This is a genomic window from Marinomonas sp. CT5, assembly GCF_018336975.1.
Classification (GTDB): domain Bacteria; phylum Pseudomonadota; class Gammaproteobacteria; order Pseudomonadales; family Marinomonadaceae; genus Marinomonas.
In genome coordinates, this window is record NZ_CP025572.1 from 1,971,790 (window position 1) to 1,995,079 (window position 23,290).

Annotated in this window: 20 protein-coding genes; 18 read left to right on the top strand and 2 right to left on the bottom strand. The window is 40.8% G+C overall.

Translation table 11 applies throughout. The features are described 5' to 3' along the window. Position 1: 1 nt before the first annotated feature. From C0J08_RS09205 to C0J08_RS09275, 15 genes are all read left to right on the top strand, one after another. Entirely contained in the window at positions 2–643 is a 642-nt protein-coding gene (locus C0J08_RS09205; protein ID WP_212655840.1) for an urea amidolyase associated protein UAAP2, read from the top strand. A 109-nt stretch (positions 644–752) separates the two neighbouring features. Continuing rightward, positions 753–4,379 carry an urea carboxylase gene (uca, locus tag C0J08_RS09210; RefSeq protein WP_212655841.1) on the top strand — a complete coding sequence of 1,209 codons (3,627 nt, stop codon included), beginning with the start codon at positions 753–755 and terminating at the stop codon, positions 4,377–4,379. A 23-nt stretch (positions 4,380–4,402) separates the two neighbouring features. After that, positions 4,403–6,232: an allophanate hydrolase gene (gene atzF, locus C0J08_RS09215; protein ID WP_212655842.1), complete on the top strand. Its 1,830-nt coding sequence runs from the start codon at positions 4,403–4,405 to the stop codon at positions 6,230–6,232. A gap of 343 nt (positions 6,233–6,575) precedes the next feature. Next, complete coding sequence (locus C0J08_RS09220) at positions 6,576–7,055, top strand: YbaK/EbsC family protein (protein ID WP_212655843.1); 480 nt, start codon at positions 6,576–6,578, stop codon at positions 7,053–7,055. Between the two features lie 340 nt (positions 7,056–7,395). Continuing rightward, positions 7,396–8,031, top strand: a complete 636-nt coding sequence (locus C0J08_RS09225) for a LysE family translocator (RefSeq protein WP_212655844.1) — start codon at positions 7,396–7,398, stop codon at positions 8,029–8,031. Positions 8,032–8,151: 120 nt separating this feature from the next. Beyond that, a complete protein-coding gene (locus tag C0J08_RS09230) occupies positions 8,152–9,096 on the top strand; it encodes an alpha/beta hydrolase (RefSeq protein ID WP_212655845.1) in 945 nt (314 codons plus the stop codon). Between the two features lie 90 nt (positions 9,097–9,186). Beyond that, a complete protein-coding gene (locus C0J08_RS09235; protein WP_212655846.1) occupies positions 9,187–9,810 on the top strand; it encodes an MSMEG_1061 family FMN-dependent PPOX-type flavoprotein in 624 nt (207 codons plus the stop codon). 95 nt (positions 9,811–9,905) lie between these two features. Then, a complete protein-coding gene (locus C0J08_RS09240; RefSeq protein WP_212655847.1) occupies positions 9,906–10,415 on the top strand; it encodes a ClbS/DfsB family four-helix bundle protein in 510 nt (169 codons plus the stop codon). A gap of 184 nt (positions 10,416–10,599) precedes the next feature. Continuing rightward, the gene (locus C0J08_RS09245) at positions 10,600–11,010 is read left to right on the top strand and encodes an NUDIX hydrolase (protein WP_212655848.1); all 411 of its coding nucleotides are present in this window, start codon (positions 10,600–10,602) and stop codon (positions 11,008–11,010) included. 43 nt (positions 11,011–11,053) lie between these two features. Further along, positions 11,054–11,281, top strand: coding sequence for a hypothetical protein (locus tag C0J08_RS09250; protein WP_212655849.1), 228 nt, complete (start codon positions 11,054–11,056; stop codon positions 11,279–11,281). 39 nt (positions 11,282–11,320) lie between these two features. Further along, positions 11,321–11,725 (top strand): DUF1801 domain-containing protein, encoded by a 405-nt coding sequence (locus C0J08_RS09255; protein WP_212655850.1) that lies wholly within the window; start codon positions 11,321–11,323, stop codon positions 11,723–11,725. Between the two features lie 58 nt (positions 11,726–11,783). Then, positions 11,784–12,329, top strand: a complete 546-nt coding sequence (locus C0J08_RS09260; protein ID WP_212655851.1) for a GNAT family N-acetyltransferase — start codon at positions 11,784–11,786, stop codon at positions 12,327–12,329. Positions 12,330–13,192: 863 nt separating this feature from the next. After that, the gene (locus C0J08_RS09265) at positions 13,193–14,764 is read left to right on the top strand and encodes an ABC transporter substrate-binding protein (RefSeq protein ID WP_212655852.1); all 1,572 of its coding nucleotides are present in this window, start codon (positions 13,193–13,195) and stop codon (positions 14,762–14,764) included. Between the two features lie 58 nt (positions 14,765–14,822). After that, complete coding sequence (locus tag C0J08_RS09270) at positions 14,823–16,937, top strand: methyl-accepting chemotaxis protein (protein ID WP_212655853.1); 2,115 nt, start codon at positions 14,823–14,825, stop codon at positions 16,935–16,937. A 262-nt stretch (positions 16,938–17,199) separates the two neighbouring features. Beyond that, complete coding sequence (locus tag C0J08_RS09275; RefSeq protein ID WP_212655854.1) at positions 17,200–17,667, top strand: hypothetical protein; 468 nt, start codon at positions 17,200–17,202, stop codon at positions 17,665–17,667. 140 nt (positions 17,668–17,807) lie between these two features. On the opposite strand, the gene C0J08_RS09280 is transcribed toward C0J08_RS09275, so the two are convergent. Both C0J08_RS09280 and C0J08_RS09285 read right to left on the bottom strand, forming a co-directional pair. Further along, positions 17,808–19,265, bottom strand: coding sequence for a S41 family peptidase (locus C0J08_RS09280; RefSeq protein WP_212655855.1), 1,458 nt, complete (start codon positions 19,263–19,265; stop codon positions 17,808–17,810). A gap of 124 nt (positions 19,266–19,389) precedes the next feature. After that, positions 19,390–20,574: a helix-turn-helix domain-containing protein gene (locus C0J08_RS09285; protein WP_212655856.1), complete on the bottom strand. Its 1,185-nt coding sequence runs from the start codon at positions 20,572–20,574 to the stop codon at positions 19,390–19,392. Positions 20,575–20,763: 189 nt separating this feature from the next. On the opposite strand from C0J08_RS09285, the gene C0J08_RS09290 reads away from it, so the two are divergent. The 3 genes from C0J08_RS09290 to C0J08_RS09300 all read left to right on the top strand — a co-directional run bounded on the left by C0J08_RS09290 (position 20,764) and on the right by C0J08_RS09300 (position 23,289). Then, complete coding sequence (locus C0J08_RS09290) at positions 20,764–21,516, top strand: MipA/OmpV family protein (RefSeq protein WP_212655857.1); 753 nt, start codon at positions 20,764–20,766, stop codon at positions 21,514–21,516. 154 nt (positions 21,517–21,670) lie between these two features. Then, positions 21,671–22,273, top strand: coding sequence for a hypothetical protein (locus C0J08_RS09295; RefSeq protein ID WP_212655858.1), 603 nt, complete (start codon positions 21,671–21,673; stop codon positions 22,271–22,273). A gap of 107 nt (positions 22,274–22,380) precedes the next feature. Then, positions 22,381–23,289, top strand: coding sequence for an NAD-dependent epimerase/dehydratase family protein (locus C0J08_RS09300; RefSeq protein WP_212655859.1), 909 nt, complete (start codon positions 22,381–22,383; stop codon positions 23,287–23,289). Position 23,290: the final 1 nt, after the last annotated feature.

Here is a 23,290-nt window from a genome sequence, read left to right on the forward strand (position 1 = left end):
CATGATTAAAGAGAGCCAATTAACCCCAGAAAGCGCGAACACGACTTACCATATTGATGCAGGTGATTACTTTATTGGCGTAGTGAAAGCGGGCAGTACATTTCGACTAGTCGACCTTGAAGGCAACCAAGCCGCAGATACCTTGTTCTACAATGCCAATGATCCGGCTGAGCGATACAGCGTAACGGATACCATTCGTGAGCAAGGCAAGGTGTATTTGACGGCTGGATCAGAGCTTCGTTCTAACGAGAACAATGTGATGATTGAGATTGTCGCTGATACTTGTGGTCGCCACGATACCTTGGGCGGCGCCTGTGCGACGGAAAGTAATACGGTGCGTTACGACTTAGAAAAACGTTGCATGCATGCTTGTCGAGACAGCTGGATGCTTGCGATTGCCGAAAACCCAGAGTTTGGTTTGTCCAAGCGCGATATTAGTCACAACATCAACTTCTTTATGAATGTACCGGTGACTGAAGCGGGTGGCTTGACCTTTGAAGATGGTATTTCAGCGCCTGGTAAATACGTTGAGATGGTGGCAAAAATGGACATCATCGTATTGATTTCGAATTGTCCTCAATTAAACAACCCTTGCAACGGCTACAACCCGACGCCTGTCGATATGCTGGTTTGGAACGCCTAACTGAGTCGTCTTATAAGGTTTTTTTAAACAAGTAATTAGTCTCATTTTAACGCAGTGGACGACCACTGTTGTTTATCTCGCTCCGGGACGGCCCGGCCAAGGTTGAACCATGTTTAACAAGGTATTAATTGCCAACCGTGGCGCCATCGCGACACGAATCATTCGAACGCTCAATAAAATGAATATTGCCTCTGTTGCGGTATACGCTGAGTCGGATGCCAAAAGCTTGCATGTTAAGCGTGCAGATGAAGCTTTCTCCTTAGGCGAAGGCAACGCCACTGAAACCTATCTGGATATGGATAAAATCCTCAATATTGCCAAGCAGTGTGGTGCTCAGGCGATCCACCCCGGCTATGGTTTTTTGAGTGAAAACTCGACTTTTGTGCGTCGCTGTGAAGAAGAAGGTATCGCTTTTATTGGACCTACGGCTGAACAAATGATTGAGTTTGGCCTCAAGCACAGAGCGCGTGAATTAGCCGAAAAAGCCAATGTGCCGCTTTCTCCTGGTTCTGAACTACTGACCGATTTAGAGACAGCCTGCCAAACCGCCGATGGGGTTGGCTATCCTGTGATGTTAAAAAGTACCGCCGGTGGTGGCGGTATTGGTATGCACTTATGTCATAACGAAAAAGACTTACGAGAAAGCTTTGATTCCGTGCGCCGTTTAGGCGCCAACAACTTTGCTGACGATGGTGTTTTTTTAGAGAAGTTCATTGCTCGCGCCCGTCACATTGAAGTACAGATCTTTGCCGATGGTAAAGGTGGGGCATTGGCACTAGGAGAGCGTGATTGCTCTAGTCAACGCCGTAACCAAAAAGTGGTTGAAGAATGTCCCGCGCCAAACCTGACGGATGAGGTACGTAAGCAGCTGCATCGAACCGCAGAATTATTATTGTCATCGGTTCAGTATCGTAACGCTGGAACGGTCGAATTTATCTATGATATGGACACAGATAAATTCTATTTCCTTGAAGTCAATACCCGTTTGCAGGTTGAGCACGGCGTGACGGAAATGGTCTACGCCGTGGACCTTGTAGAATGGATGATTCGTCTGGCTGCTGGCGAAGACCTTGCACTAGAAGAGAAACGTGCTTCGCTTAAAGCTCATGGACATGCGGTACAAGTGCGTTTGTATGCGGAAGATCCTTATAAAGATTTTCAGCCTTGTGCTGGCTTATTGAGTCAGGTGGCTTGGCCAGAAGAGGAAAAAAATGCCGCTGTTCGTATCGACTCTTGGATCGAAACGGGCATTGACGTCTCGCCTTACTTTGATCCTATGCTCGCCAAAGTCATCGTCCATCAAGAAGATCGCGATGCGGCCTTTGCTAAACTCAAAACAACACTGGAAAATTGCGTTTTATATGGCACAGAAACCAATTTAGATTATCTCAAGCACTTGGTTGTTGATCCTCTGTTGCTGCGCGGAGAAGTGAGCACTCGTTACCTCAATTCGTTTGTCTATCAACCGAAGCGCATTGATGTGTTAAGTGGCGGCACTCAAACCACTCTGCAAGATTTTCCTGGTCGTCAACATCATTGGAATGTTGGCGTACCGCCTTCTGGCCCATTCGATAATTACCATTTCCGCTTAGCGAATCGCTTGCTTAATAATCCGGATTCGGCGGCGGCTATGGAAATTACTCTGCAAGGCCCCAGCTTAAAATTCAGCTTTGAAACCTGTCTTGTGGTTTGTGGCGCCGTGATTGATGCGAAAATTGATGGGCAAGCCATCGAGCAAAATACTGTGGTCACCATACAAGCAGGCGAAACATTGACCTTGGGGCGAATCAAAGAGCAGGGCGCACGAGCGTATTTAGCCGTGGCGGGTGGTTTCGATTGTCCTGATTATTTGGGCTCGAAATCCACCTTCACCTTGGGGCAGTTTGGTGGTCACAATGGTCGAGCGATTCAAACGGGTGATGTCTTGCATGTGCTTGAGGCAGACGCGACTCAATTAAGCGGTTTGTCTTCTAAGCCAGTCCCTAAGGTACTTTTCGCGCAGATGGATCACACGGTAGAACTACGCGTGATTTACGGCCCACATGGTTCTCCTGATTTTTTTACCCCAGAAGACATTGATATGTTTTTTGGTACAGAGTGGGAAATTCATTATAACTCCAGTCGAACGGGTGTTCGTTTAATTGGGCCTAAACCCAAATGGGCGCGTAACGATGGTGGTGAGGCCGGTTTGCATCCGTCAAATATTCACGATAACGCTTACGCCTTTGGTAGTGTGGATTTCACTGGGGATATGCCGGTTATTTTGGGGCCAGATGGCCCATCTCTTGGTGGTTTTGTGTGTCCTGCCACTGTCATTACGGCCGATTTATGGAAGCTAGGGCAATTGAGAGCGGGCGATAAAATCCGTTTTATTCCTGTGACCTTGGAAGACGCCGTGGCGTTAGAAGCGGCGCAAAATAAAGGCTTGGCTAATCTAACGGCATTTGAACAAGCTGTTCCAACTTGTGAGTTTTCTTGTGAAGAGAAGACGCCGATTTTGAAAACCTTACCAGCCGAGCGTTTTGGCGATGAAATTGTTTATCGTGCCGCGGGCGATCATTTCTTGCTGGTGGAATATGGCGAGCAAATGTTAGATATCCGCTTACGTTTCCGCGCTCATGCCTTAATGCAATGGTTAGAGAAAAATCCATTAAAAGGCATGCGCGAACTGACGCCGGGTATTCGCTCTTTGCAAATTCACTATGACAGCCAGCAATTGAGCTACACCGATTTATTAGATCATTTGGAATCGGCTGAGCAAGCCTTGAGCAGTCAGCTTGATGAACTGACCGTGCCATCTAGAACGGTATATTTGCCATTGTCTTGGGATGATAAGGCTTGCCAAGAAGCCATCGACAAATACGCGCAATCAGTGCGTTCTAATGCCCCTTGGTGTCCAAGTAACCTAGAGTTTATCCGTCGTATTAATGGTTTAGACAGCATTAATGATGTGAAAGACATACTGTTCAGTGCCAGTTATTTGGTGATGGGCTTGGGGGATGTGTACCTTGGTGCACCCGTTGCGACCCCAGTCGACCCTAGGCACCGTTTGGTGACAACTAAGTACAACCCTGCTCGTACATGGACAGCAGAGAACTCTGTCGGTATTGGGGGCTCTTATCTTTGTGTGTACGGCATGGAAGGCCCTGGCGGTTATCAGTTTGTTGGTCGAACACTGCAAATGTGGAATCGCTATCGTCAAACAAGCGCGTTTACCAAGCCCTGGTTGTTGCGCTTCTTTGATCAGATTCGTTTCTATGAAGTGAGTCACGAAGAGCTGGATCAAATCCGTAAAGACTTCCCCCACGATAACTATAGTATTCGCATTGAAGAGAGCACCTTTTCTTTGGCTGACTACCAGAGCTTTATTGCTGAAAACCAAACCAGCATTGATGAATTTAAACAAGTGCGCAATCACGCTTTTGAGGCCGAGCTAGCCCGCTGGCATGCCAATGGTCAATTCCATTTCGATACCGACGAAGCGGAGGCGGTCGTAACCGACATCACTTGGAGCGAAGACGCTACCGTGGTGGATAGCCCAGTGTCTGGCAGTGTTTGGCAAACCCAAGTGAAAGAAGGCGACCAAGTGCAAGCGGGGCAGTTATTGCTCATTTTGGAATCCATGAAGATGGAAATTCCTATCTATGCTCCCGCCGCAGGCGTGGTATCGGATTTGTTACTAAAAGACGGTAGCCGCGTTAATGCAGGGCAGGCAATTGTTGTTCTTGAAGATTAGCACAGAGGATTGAGGAAGAAGTTATGGGCATGCAACTAGAAGCACAAAACGGTTTAGATATGGGGTTCGCTGCACTGCGCAGCGCTTATCTGTCAGGGACTAGCACACCAGAAAGTGTCATGGCGGACATTCGTGAACGGGCGGCGGATTATAAAGATCATAATATTTGGATTCACCTATTAACAGAAGCGGAACAAGCCGTTTGGTTAGACGCCTTGAAAGACAAAGACATGGAGACTCACCCTCTGTGGGGGATTCCATTTGCGATTAAAGACAATATTGATCTTGCGGGTATTCCAACGACAGCAGGTTGTGATGCCTTTGCTTATAAGCCAGAAGTCTCGGCTCAGGTGGTTCAGCAGTTAATTGATGCGGGGGCCATTCCCGTTGGTAAAACCAATTTAGATCAATTTGCGACCGGTCTAAATGGTACACGTTCGCCTTATGGTGCTTGTCATAACTCGTTTAATTACGACTACATCAGTGGTGGTTCTAGTTCGGGGTCGGCGGTGGCGGTAGCGCTTGGCTTAGCCAGCTTCAGCTTAGGGACAGACACGGCCGGTTCTGGACGTGTTCCGGCTTGCTTCAATAATTTGGTAGGCGTGAAACCGAGTATTGGTTTGCTATCGGCAACTGGGTTAGTGCCAGCCTGCCGTAGTCTAGATTGCATCACTATTTTTGCCTACAACACAGACGATGCCAATACTGCCTTGGCGGCGGCGGAAGGCTTTGATGCGCGCGATGGCTACAGTCGAGCGAACCCATTTGATAATCAAGCTCGTCACTATGGCTTGCGTACCGGTGAGTTAACGGTTGGGGTGATTCCAGCTCACCAGTTGCAATTTTTTGGTGATGAAAGTTATGAAAAAGCGTATTTGGAGACATTGGCGTTATTAAAGGATCAGGGTTTTTCGTTTCAAGAAATTGATTATGCGCCCTTTGATGAAATTGCTAAATTGTTGTACGAAGGTCCTTGGGTGTCTGAACGTTACATTGCTGCTCAACCCTTGATTGACGATAATCCAGAAGCGATTTTTCCTGTGGTACGAGAAATCATCGCACCTGGTGGCAAACCGCCAGCAACGGCTTTGTTTCAGGCGCAATACCGCATTCGTGATTTGCAACAAACGTGTATGCAGCAAATGGCCAACGTCGATTGTTTATTAACGCCCACAGCAGGTCGACATTTTACTATTGCAGAAATGTTGGCAGAGCCAATTAAGCGAAACAGTGAGTTAGGTTACTACACTAATTTCATGAACTTAATTGACTTGGCGTCGATTGCGGTTCCAACCGTGATGACAGATAACGATATGCCGTTTGGTATCACACTTGTGGGGCCAACCTTTAGCGATCGTATGTTGATGTCGATTGCCAACCGCATCCAACAGGTTCTTCCTCTGAAAAAAGGCGCTTTGGAAGTGATGGCAGCCCCAAGTACCACGTCTCCTGTGGGGAATAATCAATTTATTGATGTGATGGTTTGTGGCGCTCACTTAGCGGGTCAACCGCTTAATTGGCAGCTGACTGAACGTGGCGCTCACCTGAAAACCACAACAACCACGGCTTCTACGTATCGCATGTATGCACTGGCTGGTGGTCCACCGCTTCGCCCAGGTTTGGTTCTTGATAAGGACAAGGGGGATGCCATCGAAGTGGAAGTTTGGTCTGTGCCTGCGCAACACTTCGGTAGTTTTGTTGCTGGTATTCCTGCGCCTCTTGGAATCGGTAAAGTAATACTCGCCGACGGAAGCCAAGTGGCAGGCTTTATCTGTGAGCCATATGGTGTTGAAGGTGCGCAAGACATTACCCGCCTAAAAGGCTGGCGCGCGTATTTAGATTCACTGAAATAATAAGCTGGTAGATACACAAGTAAACTCAAACCACTTCCTTAGAAATAGAGAAGTGGTTTTTTGTTTATTAAGCCAAGTTGCTAATCATTGTTCATGATAAAAAAGCATCTATTTAGGAAAATTATGGGGGAAGTCTTTCAGCGGCGCGAGGTGTATTGAGCTTTTTGAGTTTACTGATAAAGTGGATGATACTGTTAGTTATGGGCGCAGTTTTTTACTGTTTTAGCCTTTTTCATTCTAGGAGGAATTTTGTGTATATGGCACAATATTTTAAGTAAAAATCGCTCATTGTTCACACCCCTTAATACGTCGTTACTGATTAGACTTTGGAGGAAATATGTCAATGGAATTGAAAGCTTCATCATTAAAAGTACAAGCTGTTTTGTCTCAGCATGGACAGGATTTTGTTGTTCAGCAAATGCCAAGTTCAACTCGAACTGCAAAAGATGCAGCTGAGGCTGTTGGTTGTTCTGTTTCACAGATCGCTAAATCATTAATATTTAAACATGGCGAAACGGGCGAGCCTGTTTTGGTTGTCGCATCAGGCACGAATATGGTTTGTAGCGATAAGGTCAAACAGGCAACAGGGATTGCATTAGAAAAAGCGGATGCTGCGTTTGTACGAGATAAAGTAGGTTACGCTATTGGTGGTGTTCCTCCTGTTGCGCATAATGAGAAACTGACAACTCTTCTAGATAAAGATCTCTACCAATATACAGAGATTTGGGCAGCCGCAGGTACGCCGAACTCTGTATTCAAACTCAATCCACAATACTTAGGTGAGCTAACACAAGGTCAATGGATAGATTTAGCAAAAGTATAAGCAGAGGTTTGCTAAAAAAGTGAGGTAGGAATTTCAAATATATGTTTTCGCATGAATCGTTATGATGGCATTTAAAATATTAAAGTTAATGGACTATCGCCGCTTAAACTTTAGTGTGAGTTACAAGTGATATCGAATTGCTGATTTTCTGACTTATTATTTTATCGATGCGAATACAGAGTATTCTGTATTTTCTTTAGAATTGAGTAAACATATTACTATTTCACAAATGCAAGGGATTAAGATTGTTGATTAAGTTGATATTTTTCAGTGTCGATAATTCTTTACATATTCCCTAATGAAGTACTGGTTTTTTATTGGATATGTATGGTGGTAAATCATGTTTGGTGTCAATGATTTTTGGTTATTTGTTGTGTCAGGAATTGCGTTGAATTTAATACCTGGTCCTGACTCTTTATATATCATAGGGCGAAGTGCCAGTCAGGGCTTTCGAGCAGGTTCATCTGCTGCTTTAGGGATAGGTGCAGGTACCATGGTCCATATTTTGGCTGCCGCTTTTGGTTTGTCTGCAATTTTAGCGACATCTGCAATGGCCTTTACAATAATAAAGGTAATTGGTTGTGTATATCTCTTTTATATTGGTTTTTCAATGTTACTTAATAAAGGCAGTAATAGTGCTGAGAAACCTATAAATCAAAAAAAGATCTCTTTATTAAAAATATTCTATCAAGGTTTTTTAACTAATGCCCTAAACCCAAAAGTGGCTTTGTTTTTTCTTGCGTTTGTACCACAATTTATTTCATATGATACACCAAATAAGGCTCTAGCATTTATATTTTTAGGTCTGGTTTTTAATATTAATGGGATGGTTTGGTGTCATATTTTAGCCTGGTCTTCATCATCTCTTAGTTTGAAAATAAAACATAACAAGCTCATCGCTAATGTACTCAGCAAGTTGGCTGGTAGCTTGTTTATTGGTTTTGGCATTAAGTTAGCCATTAGCAAGCAAAGTTAACTAATAACCATGCAGGGTTGGCCTTACGGTGATAAGTTTTGCCAAAATATCCCCATAGGTTGACTAAGCTGTGAACTCGTCAAACGGATTTATCGTACTTAGTACTACATTGGAAAAAAAATGAAATTTATCGCTATATCCTTAGTTTTACTCTTCTCTACGTTTACATTGAATGCCAGAAATTTAACTACTCATACTGTAAGTAGGGGAGATAGCTCTAATATAATCTATTATCTTCTTAGTCAGTCAAATCAATCGCCAAGCGATACATTACTGCTGATTCTTCAAGGGTCTGATTGCAATAGTGTGCAGAAAATAGAATCAATATTCGCTGATTATATGAATATTTGGCCGACAGCCGATGTTCTTCTCATTGAGAAATACGGTATAGATAAGCAATTGAGTTACAGCTCCAATGCTGAACGACCTGATTGCCCTGTTAAATATCTTCAAAATGATAGCCCAGAGCAGCGTGTAGCCGACGTTGATGCCGTTATGGATACTGTGCTGAAAAATAATAATTACTCTAATGTTATTGTGCTTGGTGGTAGTGAAGGGGCTGTTATTGCTAACCTAGTTACGGCGAGGGGTCACTATATAAATACGACGATTTCTTTTAACGGAGGAGGACGTTACTTTATTGATGACGTTATACATAGTATTAAAAATGGCCCCGTAAATAATGATGCTGAAGTTGATGAGAGTATTAAGGGGTTTAGAGGTTTTGCTGATTATATACTAAATAGTGAACCAACAGAGCTTGCTGTAAGTGGGCATGGCTACGATTGGTGGTATCAAATGTTAACCATTGACCAGCTTGAAGTCCTTAAAAAAGTGAAAACACCTTTGCTTATTATTCAAGGCGGCAGAGATCTATCTGTATCTCCCCAAAAAGTTGATGAAATGATCCTAGCCCTTAAAGAATCAGAGAAACACAATATAGAATATCGAAAATACAAAGAGCTCAATCATGGGTTGAATAATATTGATGGGGAAAGTGAGCGTAAAGAAGTCGTGCAAGATATAAATGTATGGCTGAAATCAAAACTTAGCCTTTCTATGTAAGGAGCTAGCTATTAAGTCATCTGTTTGAAGGGTGAGCTGATGGGAAGCAGGGTTATCTATATAATTTGATTAGAATGATTGGGAAAAACTATGAATAAAAACTATATCGTTTCATCAGAAGAAGATCTGGAAGCTATTATTGGCCCACCTATGGATGTTAAAGCCAAGATATCTTCAAAACTAGATGACTTTATGAAAGAGTTTATTGCTAAATCACCATTGTTGTTTGTTTCAACGATAGATGCTAATGGTCATGTAGATGTTTCTCCAAAAGGTGACCCTTGTGGTTTTGTTGAAATTGATGCCGATGGAAATTTACTTATACCTGATCGGCCTGGTAACCGATTGGTTATGGGGTTTCGAAATATTATTAGAAATGGAGAAATCGGATTATTATTTATCGCGCCAAATCAAAAAGAGTCACTGCGTGTTAAGGGAACCGCTACGCTGACAAATGACCCGATCATCCTTAATAAAATGCAAGTTGATAACAAGCCTGCATTGCTTTGTACGCATGTTGAAGTTAAAGAATGTTTTATGCACTGTGGAAAGGCTTTAGTAAGGTCTAAACTTTGGCAGCCTGAGTTTTGGGATAATTCTAAAGAGTCTATCGGAGCCAAACAGTTTGCCTCTGTATTTGGTGGTAGTTCTGTCGACTCGGTAGAGAAAACAAAGGAAGGCTTAGATAAAGCATACTCAGAAGCGCTTTATTAAGAATTGTGATGCCTACTAAGCTAGGGAGCTCAAGTCGAGGGACTTTCCTGCGTACTTCGTGGTTTATTTAGGGGATATGTAAATGGAGGTTGAATTTGTCTTCTATTCCAAGAAATAAAGATGAGTTGGAGTTAGCCATAAACTCAATATTTCCAAAACTTATGTCAGACTATCGTGCAGTTCCTGCAAACGAAGTACGCAAACTTGGGATAGAGGGAAATGTAAAAGGGAGTATCATAAGTGTGAGTGATACGCTGGCGTACTTGATCGGTTGGGGGCAACTTGTACTTAAATGGCATCGTTTGAAGTCTCAAAATCAGCCTGTTGATTTCCCTGAAACCGGTTATAAATGGAACCAACTCGGTTTGCTTGCCGAAAGCTTTCATCAGAAATATTGTGACTGGAAATATGAGGATTTACTTGTTGAGTTTGAATCTACGGTTAGTGAGGTATTTTTACTCATTGCATCTTTAAGTGATCATGATTTGTATGGGGTGCCGTGGTATGAACAATGGACTTTAGGTCGCATGATTCAATTGAATACTTTATCACCCATGAAGAACATGCGAACAAAGGTTCGGCGTTTCAACCGAGAATTTATCTAACAGTCATTTAATTGGGCAAAGCTACTACCTATCAGTTGACCTTGTATTGTGTATCTCAAGTTACATCAAGATGGATTTTGAATACCATGTCTTTGAAAGGGAGCTTTCAAATGTTGAAATGCTTAATAATAAGATTCATCAAAGGGTTACTCTTTTCAACAACCTCACATAAGGCATCATCAAAGTGGAATTAATTAGAAGTGTCGCTTGGTTACATGTAGAGAATGGCAAAGTGCTATGTGTTAGAACAAAGGGAAAGGATAAGTTTTATATACCTGGCGGAAAGATTGACCAAGGAGAGTCAGCTAAAGCGGCATTGATTCGAGAAATACAGGAAGAGCTTGGAGTGTCTTTAGATGAAAACTCTATTGTACCTGCTACAACCATTGTCGCAGCGGCGCATGGTTTCAGCTCAGATCAAAAGGTTGAAATGCAGTGCTTCTACGCACAATATAGAGGTGTTATTGCTAAGCACTCAGAGATCGAAGAAATACGTTGGGTGCAAGATGACTTTCCATTAATTTGTGCTCCTGCCGCCCAAATGGCGATAACATTTTTGGCACAATTGGATAAGATTTCTGTAGGACAAGTCTAGGTTGCTCAAAGGCTGCTAGATAAGGTTCTTATTAGGTGTGAGAATGAAAACTGAATATCAATTACCAAAGGAGTCTGATTTTCCTCATGGGACTCAGTTCTATATCAAGGAATTTGATGTTCCTTTAGCACTCGAACCTGATAACAAATGGTTTAATTGGTTTGGTGGTGTTAGAAAGTCTTATGATGTCAGTGGTTTGAAAGTAGATAATAACTGGCAAGTTGAATCTTTTGCGGAGTGGTTAACCCTAGTGAAGAATTCTCTTAAATGATGTTATATGTATCACGATTTTATGTCATGAGGAAATCTAATGGTCAAGGACGTTAAAGGTCGTTTTGATGAGTATCCTGACATTGTTCGTGTACGATTGAATCAGGTGAGAGAGTTGGTCTTTGAAATTGTTACTGATTTGGCTTTGGGGAAAGTGGAAGAATCTCTTAAGTGGGGGGAGCCAAGTTATCGTGTCAAAACAGGTTCTCCATTTAGGATGGATTGGAAGCCTAAGTCACCGAATCATTTCTATCTCTTTTTTCATTGCCAAACGAAATTAGTGGATACATTTCGAGAGCTGTATGGCGATGTGCTGGAGTTTCAAGGTAATAGAGCGATTGTATTGTCATTATCTGAGCCATTGCCCGAAGCAAGCATTAAGCATTGTTTAGAGCTTGCTTTAACTTATCAAGATCGTAAACATTTACCTCTGCTTGGCGCATGAATAAAGTTCGTTTTATAAGATCAATATTTTAAAGGTCGTTATTTTTTGAGAGGGATGTATGTTTATACTGGACGTTGAAGACGACTTACAACTGGCTTTGGTTGAGCCAAGTTTTGCGCCCTTGTATTTTGATATTGTTTCAAAGCAGCGTGATTATTTGGGACAGTGGCTTGCTTGGCCGCCCCATGCTGGGGATGAGGCGTTTTTCCTGAAGTTCATCAAAAAATCTCTGCATGATTATGCGGATGGCAAGTCTCTTGTCTGTGCCATGTTTTACCAAAATGAGCTGGTTGGGAATATTGGATTCAATGAGATAAACCATGATTTGCAGACAGTGGAAATAGGCTATTGGCTTGCCCATGATTACCAAGGAAAGGGAATTGTGAGCAAGTCTGTTGCAAAATTGATTGAGTTCGCTTTCATAGAACTCAAGATGCAAAAAGTGCAAATTTCAGCGGCAGTGGACAACCTTCCCAGTCGAGCTGTGTGCGAGCGACTTGGCTTTCAGTTGGAAGGTATTTTGACTCGGGCTGAGAATCTAAACGGCAGGGTTGTTGATCATGCGGTTTATGGTCTTAGTTTTGAAACTTGGAAGACAATATAGCGAATTTCTAAGGCCGATTTACATTCTGTTCCAATGTTGTTTTTTATCGTTTTAAACATTTACGGAATAACAATGTAGGTTAGGTAATAGTGTTGCTCACTATCTAACACGGCTTAATCTACGTATTACAGTAATCATTGATAGTTTCCTGAAACAAGGCATAGCAATTCAACCATAGGTCTGTTTCACTCTATTGTATTTTTCTACAACGCATTCAACTCCGCTTTGTCCTCATACAACAGCTTTAAAGCAACTAAGCATAAGTCAAATTGACATAACGTGCGCTAGCAACTGGTTCGTTTCATCATGAACTTGCATTAAGTCAATGCCGTTACTTAAAACCACAGATAAAATGAGCGCTCTGAGTTCGATTATGATTGAGCCGATTCGCTCTTTTGATCGGAAAAAGAAAGAATTTTAAGAAGCTAATTGAGGGTTAGTGAGTTCTAATTATTTAGTTTTTCATTAACTTTAGGAAGAATGTCAGTGGTATAACGGCAAGTACTAAGTGAGGAATATTTACAGTGAGTAATGATATGTAATTTTTCATAAAGATATCATATCACTCATTGTGTAAAAAAAAACAACTGTTATGCTGTTTGGAAATTGAATCAACAGATAGTAAGTAAAATAAGTCTGAAGTATTAATATTATTAATAACATCATGAATTAGTCAAGCCATTGGGTGACGTTAGAAATATGATGTTCCTAGTTAGTAAACAGGACTACGCATTTTCTTAAATATCAGAATAGGTTAATAACTTGGATTTTTAGGCTGTTTAAGTCTTAGTTATTAATGGTTTTGGATGAGTAAGAAAGTTAGTTAATAAATTGTTCTAAGTTGCTGAATTTCGGAGAAATATATGTGTAGATCATTTTTACGCAACACATCTTCATTAGTTTTTATCTTTTTAATTTTAACCTTTTTACCTGCTGTTAGTGCGGCACCATTAAAAGGTTCACATGTTAAAATATATGTATCAAGTCTTCCTTATCTTTATACCTCTCATGCTGTAAATGGTTCACTTCTTAGACCTGCAAATAACGAACGTGGTTGGGAATATTATATGGCCACATCTCATTCGCAAATTAGTGATACCGTCTATGAATTTAAATTACGTGAAGGTGTTAAATTTCAAGATGGAACGCCATTTAATGCAGATGCTGTCATTGAAAATATGGAGTACTTTAAAAAGAAACCTTTTTTGTTTAGTAAAATTAATACCGTATATGACCATACAGAAAAAGTTGATGATTATACAGTCAGGTTTTATTTAAAAGAAAAGTATGGGACATTTCTCAATGATGTAATCTGGATTCAATTTTACACAACAAAATACCTCGAGAAATTCGGCTGGAATGGTAAAGCGACCTGTCCGAATCTAGCTGAAGCCGGTCCTTATGGATTAGGTCCTTATATGCTTAGTGAAGGTTATATAGAAGGTGATCGAAAAACGGATAAAGCAGTGTTGACAGTTAATCCTTATTACTATGATAAGGATTTAGCAAAAGTAGAAAAATTCACGATTTATACAAAACTAGACCCAAAAGTTGCATTGTCTGATGTTATTGAATCCGAAGGTTTTCTAGATATTATGTCAATTGCATTTTCTGACGTAAAACTGGTCAGCTCCTCTCCTTATGCCAGATTAGTAACAGGACCATCAACAGATAATATAGCCATTCATATAAATATGGTTAATGGTAATGAGAAATTAAAAGATAAAAATGTTCGTCTTGCTCTAAATAGAGCGATAGATCAGCAGCAGTTATTAAGTTATGCATTCTCTGGCTATGGTCAAATAAAGCCTACATTAGCTTCACCTAATTTCCCTGGCGTAAAAGAGGCTGTAAAAAATCTAAAAGCCTATTCAGAAATTGAGTCGCCAAAAGAAATACGCAAAGAACTCAAGAGTATTTTAGGCGGGCTAAAACTTAAAGTGTTAACACAACAGAAGTTTATGTTTCTTTGGCGTTCAATTGATCGAGACTTACGCAAAGTTGGTGTAGAGCTGGATTTTGAAATTGTTGATGAAACAACCATTTTTGGACAAGTTCTGTCTACTAATGCAGGTAAAAATACAAAGTCTTGGGATTTAATTGTGTGGGGTGATGATGATTGGTACTTCAATCATCCTTGGGCTGCGGTCTTTGTTTATCAACCAAATAGTGTTTGGAGTACTATGCCTGCAGATCCTCAAATGGGTAAGTATATTGATGATATGTTTAAGGCCGCTGCTAACACACCACAATTCAGTGATGTGATGACACAAATGATTAATCATGTCTACGAAAATGCTTATATGCTTGTTGTACCGGCTCCTAACAAGGTTGTAGCAGTCAATAAGAAGGTTTCTTACACCCCATTACCAATGGCTTCTCTTCCATTATGGGAAATTGAAGTGAGTGAAGACCACTGGTCGGTAAAACAATAAAAAAGATGTGTAGCCACTTTCTCAAATATCTAACATTCCTTTTTATCGAGATAGTAATATGAAAATAAAACTAAAACTTAGAAGCCAATTGTTACTTATTTTTTCTTTAATAGGGATATTGCCAGTTGCTATTGTAGCTACCATTTCAATAATGAAATCGAGTTCTGCATTGGAAAGTGATGCATTAGATCAGTTGATAAGCTCGCGAGATGTTAAGGTTAACCAAATAGAAAGTTACCTTAGCAGCGCAAAAAAAGACATTTCTATTTTATCAACTAGTAGAGATATATATGAGTTGTTTCGAGCACTGCAAGTGTATCAAGAGTTAGAAGAAATTTTTTCTGAAAACGATGAGTTTGGTGTTGATAATATAGATTATGAAGGGATATGGAAAGAAAAAAGTGAAAATCTATTAAAATACGTTGATGTTTTAGGCTATCGTGATCTTTTATTATTATCTGCTGATAAAGGACATATTATCTATAGTGTCCAAAAAGGTTCGGAGCTTGGTTTAAATGTAAAAAAGAACTTCAATGAAAAGAACCCAGTCTCTGTTTTATGGAAAAAAGTTTTAGAAACAAAAGGAATAGCATTTCAGGATTTCACAACTTATAGCTATCGAAATAATAAGCCGAGAGCTTTTATTGGTGCCCCTGTTTTTAATTTACGGGGGGATGTAACCTCTGTCGTTATTTTAGAACTGTCCGGAGACGTCATTAATGACATTATGTCTCAGCGTTCAGGGCTCGGAGAAACAGGCGAAACCTACCTCGTGGGCAAAGACGGTTTAATGCGCTCTAATTCGTATTTGGATAGCGCTCGCTATTCTGTTACTAATGCATTTGCCAGTCCAGAAAGTAATAAAGCAACCAGTATCGCAATTAATGCTGCACTGTCGGGCGAAACAGGTTCAAAATTGATTGATAGTTATTTAGGTGATGAAGTGTTGTCAGCCTATGCGCCCATAAAATTTGAGGGGGTAACTTGGGCAATTGTGGCAGAACAATCTCGTGAGGAAGCCTTTGCCTCGGTGAGTGCAATAAAGTGGGTAATTATATTTTCAATGCTAGTTACCGCTGCCATTATTATTGTAATAGGGGTTGTATTGAGTCGCTCCATTACCAATCCAATTCTTAAAATGACAGGCTTTGTTAATCAATTGGCGAGTGGTAATGTCCGTGAGAGAACAGACGTAAAACGCTCCGATGAACTTGGCGATATGGCATCGTCATTAGATAATTTTGCAGAAGAGTTGGAAACGGTTTTTGTTAGTAGCTTAGCAAAAATATCAGAAGGTGATTTAACAAGTAATTTAACGTCTAACGGTCAACAAGATGTTATTACCAATGCACTGATTAAAACCAATGCTGATCTGAAAAGTATCGTGACGGATATTTCAGGCTATACCAATAGTATCGTTGAGCAAAGTAATAAGGTCATGCTTTCCAGCGAGACAATATTGTCTAATACGGCCAGCTCTGAACAATCAATACAGTCGATTTCTGCAGCGATAGTTGAGGTAAATGAGCAAGTCAAAATTACGGCCAATACGGCTAAAGAGGCTGATGAACTGGGGCAAAAAGCACAACAGTCGGCTATGATTGGGAGTGATTTGGTTAGTAAAACCGTGTCAGCTATGAATGATATCAGAGAGGCGAGCAGCAATATTTCTTCTATTCTTTCTGCGATAGAAGACATTGCAAATCAAACCAATTTGTTAGCCTTAAATGCGGCGATTGAGGCCGCTAGGGCTGGTGAAACAGGTAGAGGCTTTGCCGTGGTTGCTGATGAAGTTCGTGCTTTGGCCGCACAAAGTACAAAAGCTGCAAATGAAACCGCTAAGTTAATTGAAATTGTGGTTGAAAAAACGCAAGTTGGTGCCGAGATTTCTGAAAGCTCGTCTGAGAGTCTCAAAGAAATCGTTGATTCTATCGAAGTGGTTTGCAATTTGATGGGTAATATTGCTATTGCTTCTGATGAACAGGCTAGAACCATTGATGATACGAGTAATAATTTAAATCGTATAGCGGCTAAAAATGTTGAAACAACATCAGAAGCTAAAGAGGGTGCCGGCACTTCTCAAAAATTAACAGAGATGTCGTCTGGACTGAAAGGAATTGTAGAGAAATTTACTCTCAGTCCCGAATCTACTCATTCTAGCCGTAGGTCGTAAGATTTTTTCTCAAAAAATAAGGTTGTAATTAATTTTGTGCTATTAACATCTCTGACTAAATTAATAAATCAGAGATAAACGAAAACCACTTTTCTAGAAATGGAATAGTGGTTTTTTATAGACCATATAAACCCTTTAGCTGATAAAATTAATTTTAGCGAAAGGAACCGTACATAGGTTTTTTTTATCATTCGGTTTGTGGTCTTGTTAGCTTGTGTGTAGTGATTAAAAATAAAGTAGATGTTAGAAAATGGAGGTTCAGTTGAAAAAAAAATTACTAGTATCGTTGTTATTTGCTGTATTCATTTCGAGTGCTCATTCTGAAGTGTTGTGTAAGACGCAGGAAACGGTTTCGTTTTCTTGTGGTTTTAAGAGTAAAAGCGTTTCTGTGTGTCGTAATGACGAGGATGCCTTAATTTATCGCTTTGGTAAAAAAGATAACATTGAGCTTGAATTAGAGTCGGATATTCACTTTAGTCGCACGGCATTCAGTGGTGGTGGCGAGGGGAATTTAACCTTCCATAATGGGAAGTATAAGTATGTGATTTACTCCAGTATCAGCAATGGCGATTGGCGTGATGATGGAACAAGAGAGAAAATCGAGCGGGCTGGTATTTATGTCGTTAAAGGTGAGAAATTACTGAAGGATATTCAATGTCAGAGCTTCTCTGGTAAATCGTTTATACATGATTTACCAGCCCATAACATAGAAGAGTTTACTTACTATTAGTTACTGCTCTGATGGTTTGGCGTAACGACTAATATGGTTCACACAACTGAGCGTCATGATAAGAAAAATGACAGCTCGAATTCTCTTGTTGATGCTCAATTATGTGACTATCTGACCTGGCAAACGATTTGTTTTGCAAGTTATGTGTTTTGAAGATAGTTATTAATCAGATGAATGACTTGATCAACGGCTTCCACATGACCATCGAAGGGGTTTTTTGGGTCGAATACCTGCAAGTAGTAATCTGGCGGAATGCCATCTCCCTCCCAAAGGTTGCCTGCGAAGTCTATGTAGATCTCGTTTGATAGATCAAGGGTCCACCCATTCGGTAATGTTTTAGTGAGTATGTCAGATAACGCTCCGCGGGTATTTTCACCGAAATGGGTAACATTCGGTAATGCCCTCAAAGCTAAAACGACTTCCTCTCCACCGCTAACCGTTGTATTGGCTGAAAGTAAGTAGACAGGACCATGAAATTGGCTTTCAGGTGAGCGTTTTTCTGGGGCAACATACTCAGGAAAGAAATTTTGATCCCTAGCATCGTAAGCCAGTTTATAAAAAACAAGCTGCTGTTGTGCGGCGAATCGGTTTGCGAGATCGATAGCGGGAAAGCTGTAGCCACCTACATTGACGCTTAGGTCTATGATCACGGCTTTGACTTTTTGTTCGTTGAATTCATCTATTGCGTCATCCAGCACAGACATTAATATTGACCTGTCTTCTATGTCATGTCCCACGCCAGCCCCAGCGTAGTTGTATGTACTCATTAACGCTAGGTAGCCAATGGCTTGTTTATCGTTATTAAGGTCAATGACACCATACTGTATCCAACCATTTGCCGCGACTTCGCCTTTATTTTTTAAAATAGTGTCGCGTATGTCCTTTTTATATTGTTTAAAAAAGGTTTTGTTCATGCTGCGATGACTCGTGCCTTGTTGTTTGGCTAATTCTGCGTTGGCTTTACTCACTGTGCTGTGGTCAGGCTGGAAGCGTTTAGTTTGACCATCTACGTCGCCTATTAAAGCAAGGTGAGCATCTTTTAGAGGCTTGAGCATGGAGGAGAAGAGATTAAACAACTCAACATCACTCATATTATTGTCTACCTGGCTCTTGGCTTCATGTACTGTTTTTTGCCAATCGACCCCGTAGAGTTTAAAAAATGCATAGTGTGTTTGCATATAATCTGCGAAAAATTCGAAATTGGTTTTCGGATCGTTTTGTACTGACGCTAGGCATCTATGTGGCATGTTACCCAGTCGCATGAATTCAATCGGGTAGGTTTCAAAGGGCTCGATATAGATTAATGTGTCACGATCTGTCTTTTTTAGTTTGAAAACGGCATCGGAAATCTCTCCAGCGGCCAGCTTTGAAAATAACGTCGAACCTTCTTCATTGTATTGGCATCGCTCTTCGGTGATGTCGTAAAAGCGTACATCATTCGGTTGAATATCTAATAGGTAACCGTAGCCATTTGATTGCCAAATACCGTTTAAAGAGGAGCGTAAGCTGGTGTTTTCTGATTTATGACTAGGACTTTGACAGCCCGATAAACTAAGCAGAATTAGGCCTAAAATAATTAACGCTATGTAATATCGCATAATAAATCTTCCAAAAAATTGATGGTGAGATTGTTACCTAAAATCATCATTAGCGTGTCTTCGCACGAAAGGAAGGACGAAGTATTAGTGCTGGAAGTGTCTTTCTATTGTATAGAAAGACACTTTAAGAGGTTTCTGGATGTGCCTGTGACCGGTAGGCTGATGGTGTCATGCCTGTTTCTCGCTTAAAACTCTTGTAGAAAGAGGATCTTGAGTTAAAGCCTACACTGTATGCAATATCGAGAAAGGTGTTATCACTGTTTAGGATTTGTTGCTGTGCTTCTTTTACTCGCCACGCATTCACAAAGTCAAAAAAGCTTTGCCCTATGTGTCCATTTAATGTCTGAGATACATAGTTTGCTGGCTCCGACACCGCTCTCGCTAAATCGCTAAGAGATAGGTTGGGGTTGAGGTGCAGCTTTTGTGTTTCCATTAATTCCAGAATGCGCTTTTCGATGCGGCTAATGTGCTGTTCTGTTAAAGGTGAGCGTTCGTACTTAGCGCTACTGGCTTCTGTTTCAGCCAGAGGAATAGTGTTCACTTCCTGTTCTTTTATTTCTGACTGAAGAGCAATCTGCTGCCTTAGGCCCCAATGAGATAACACTGAAATGAGTATGAGATCAAAAATGTCTACGATAAATTGGAACGGGTCGATAAGTGAAAAGAAGATATTTAACACTGACAGCACTAAGGTAATCACCAGTAGTGAGGCAACCGTGTATATCCACATGAGTTCCCTGTGTTCCGTGCTTGAAAATACCTGTTTTAGGTGGTGTTGGTGTTTGAGTAAGCGGCGAATGATAACGACAAGATAAAAGCCACTTTGCACAGCCCAAAACACCATAGTGAAAAATAGTATTCCCGTGGCCATCATAAATAATGGAGTCTTTGGGCCTTCTAGGCGTCCAACCATTTGTTCAAATAGGTTTGTTGGTAGTGATAATAAAAACGCGCCAACAAGAAGACCAATACCAAAGGGAAAAAAGTGCCAAAAGTCTTCATAAAAAGGCGGATTGGGGCGGTTGCTGGTGATGTTCCTTAAGTAAATCCAGAGTGCTGGTGATAGGACCAATAAGCCTATGAAGGACGAAATTTCAAAGAAATTGTACCAAACTGCGCCACTGCTTTCGGGTATAAATAGGGCTAAGCAGGTAGTGAGAAAATTAAGTGAGAAGAACGCAAAAAATACAATGAGAGGGGCATAAATTTTATGAGGGTCTTTTCTTACTAAAAGTAGACTGATGGACAACAGGCATTGCCCCAATGAAGCCGCTGCTAACATGGCGGCAATCGTTGTTGAAAAAATCATGAATAGGTTGACGTCCTTTTTTATACTTTCCGTTTACGGTTTTCAATTCTCAGTACACACATGACTTTTCATGTAGGAAAGGACAGAAGGTGTTGTACGCCCAGACATGAAAAGACGATCTATTATCCATCAGCATTTAGGATCTCTTCAATATTTATTGTGACAATGTGTGTCGTATCTGGAGAGATAATGAAAAAGAAAATCATCGGATTATTGTGTTTAGGCTTGGGTTCTAGTGTTTCTTATGCCGGTTTTCAAAATGTTGGTGAAGCCATTGGTTGGCGTGTAGGCGTTGCAATAGAGAGCGAATATGCGGGCTATGGAAAAACCGATCAGCCAATGTGGAATGTGTCTCCCTATATTTCCTATGATTGGGAGAACTTTCATTTAGGTGCTGATGGGCTGTCTTATCAATTTTTTAAACAGGAAGGATTGTCTTTGGCAGCCGAAGTCTCTCCAAGATGGCCGAGCATAGAGGAAAGTGACTCTCCATTATTGACTGATATTGATAGGGATACTGCTTTAGAGGCAGGATTAAGTGGGAATTATGCAATAGGTCGTTTTTATGTGAATGGTGCGATAAGAGCCGATATTTCAGATGTTCATAATGGTCATGAATTTACTCTTAAAGTCGGGCGGTCTATGGAGTTTAGAGGCATCAATTTGGACTTGGCTGTTGGAGCATCCTATTTAGATGAAAAACTCAACGCTCATCTTTATGGGGTAAAAAACAATGAAGCAAATGTTAGTCGGCCAGCATTTTATCCAAAAGACTCATCTGTTACATTTATTGAAGCAAAAGCCTTCACCCTTGTCGGAAAAAATACCCAATTACTCGCCATTGTTGGTTATAAGTCTTATAGCAGCGAAATAAAGAAAAGTCCGTTGATCAGGCATGATGGTGAAGGAAGTGTTACGCTTGCTATTATTCAGCCATTTTGATAAGCCGAAAATCTTTTCAGCTGTTATGAAAGTAAAGTACATTCTACTGTAGAAAAGGTGATTAACCATATTGAGCGTTTAAGATACATTTCCGGCGCTCAATATTCTGAATGCCTGATATTTTTAGAAAAAATTGTCTATTGAGAGGGGCATAATGGTAGGGATTTTATTGCAAGGATTGTCTGGTGTAATTATTGGTTTAGGGCTTTTTTATTTATTGGGGTCGATGCTATTAAAGCAATGGATACGTTTAGATGCCTATCAACTTACATTATCAATGGGCGTTACTTTTTTGGTTGCGATTGTCTGCGAAATTAGTATTGATAGACTTTATTTTTCGATAATGGACAAACCACTTTGGCTATATCATGTATGGCCAATTCATCAGGGTTATACTTCTGGGTTGAACTTCATTGTTTGGCCCGCATACGGTTTTTATTTGTATCTTGTGCATAAAGTACTGGTTTCAAAAAGAGTATTGTTACGTCCGCGTTGGCTGCATGGTTTATTGTCTGGGATCGATGGTCCTTTATTAGAAATTCTGGCTAATGGTTTCTTTTTGCTATTTTATGGCACTTTCTATTTTTACTATTTGCCTGATGATATGGGGCACTATTCCTCTATCCAAGTAATTCCTATTTACATGCTGGTGGGAGTGGTTTTATCGCTGATTCTTGATTACCTACGTCGTTATCCACGTAATTGGCTGTATCCAAGTGTTTCCTATGTGATGGCAGTTGGAGTTATGTTTGTTTGAGCTAGTAAGTAACATGCTGATTTTTATTGCCATCTTTTGGTGAATATTGTGTTATCAATCAATAACGTCGTCTTTCAATAATAATTAAAAACAATGGAGAATACGGTATGACAGCGAAGCGTATTTTATTTACGGGTGGATCAGGGAAAGCAGGCAAGCATGTGGTGGCTTATTTGCTTGATCAAGGGTATCGGGTGCTGAATGTGGATTTAACGCCTTTGGATCACCCACAAGTAGATAACCTTATTGTAGATATTACGGACTCTGGTCAGGTGTTTAATGCCATGACATCTTATGCCGATTTTGATGAGTTAGAACCGGGGAACGGAGTGCCAAAATTTGATGCCGTGGTGCATTTCGCTGCGGTTCCTAGAATCCTGATTCATCCCGATAATGAAACGTTTCGCGTCAATACTATGGGGACGTACAACGTGATTGAGGCCGCTGTGAAGCTAGGTATTAAAAAAATTGTGATTGCTTCATCAGAGACTACCTATGGTATTTGCTTTTCCGATGGTCAAACCGACCCGAATTCTTTGCCTTTAGAAGAAGACTATGATGTTGATCCTATGGACAGTTATGGTTTGTCTAAAGTACTGAATGAGAAAACGGCTCGTAGCTTCCAGCGTCGTTCAGGCTTTGATATTTATGCGCTGCGCATTGGTAATGTGATTGAGCCCCATGAATACGCAGAACTGTTTCCGCATTATTTTAAACACCCTGAAGTACGCCGTCGGAACGCTTTTTGTTATATCGATGCGCGTGACCTTGGTCAGATAGTGGACTTATGTTTGCAAAAAGACAGATTGGGCTTTCAGGTGTTCAATGCGGGGAATGATCATAATGGAGCGACGATTCCAACGAAAGAGTTAGCAGCACGTTTTTTTCCAAATGTGCCATTTACTCGAGAGATGGGTGAGCATGAAGCCTTGTTTTCGAATCGTAAAATAAGAGAAGTGCTGGGATTTAAAGAACAGCATAATTGGCGTAATTATGTTGACTCACTAAGTGACTAGC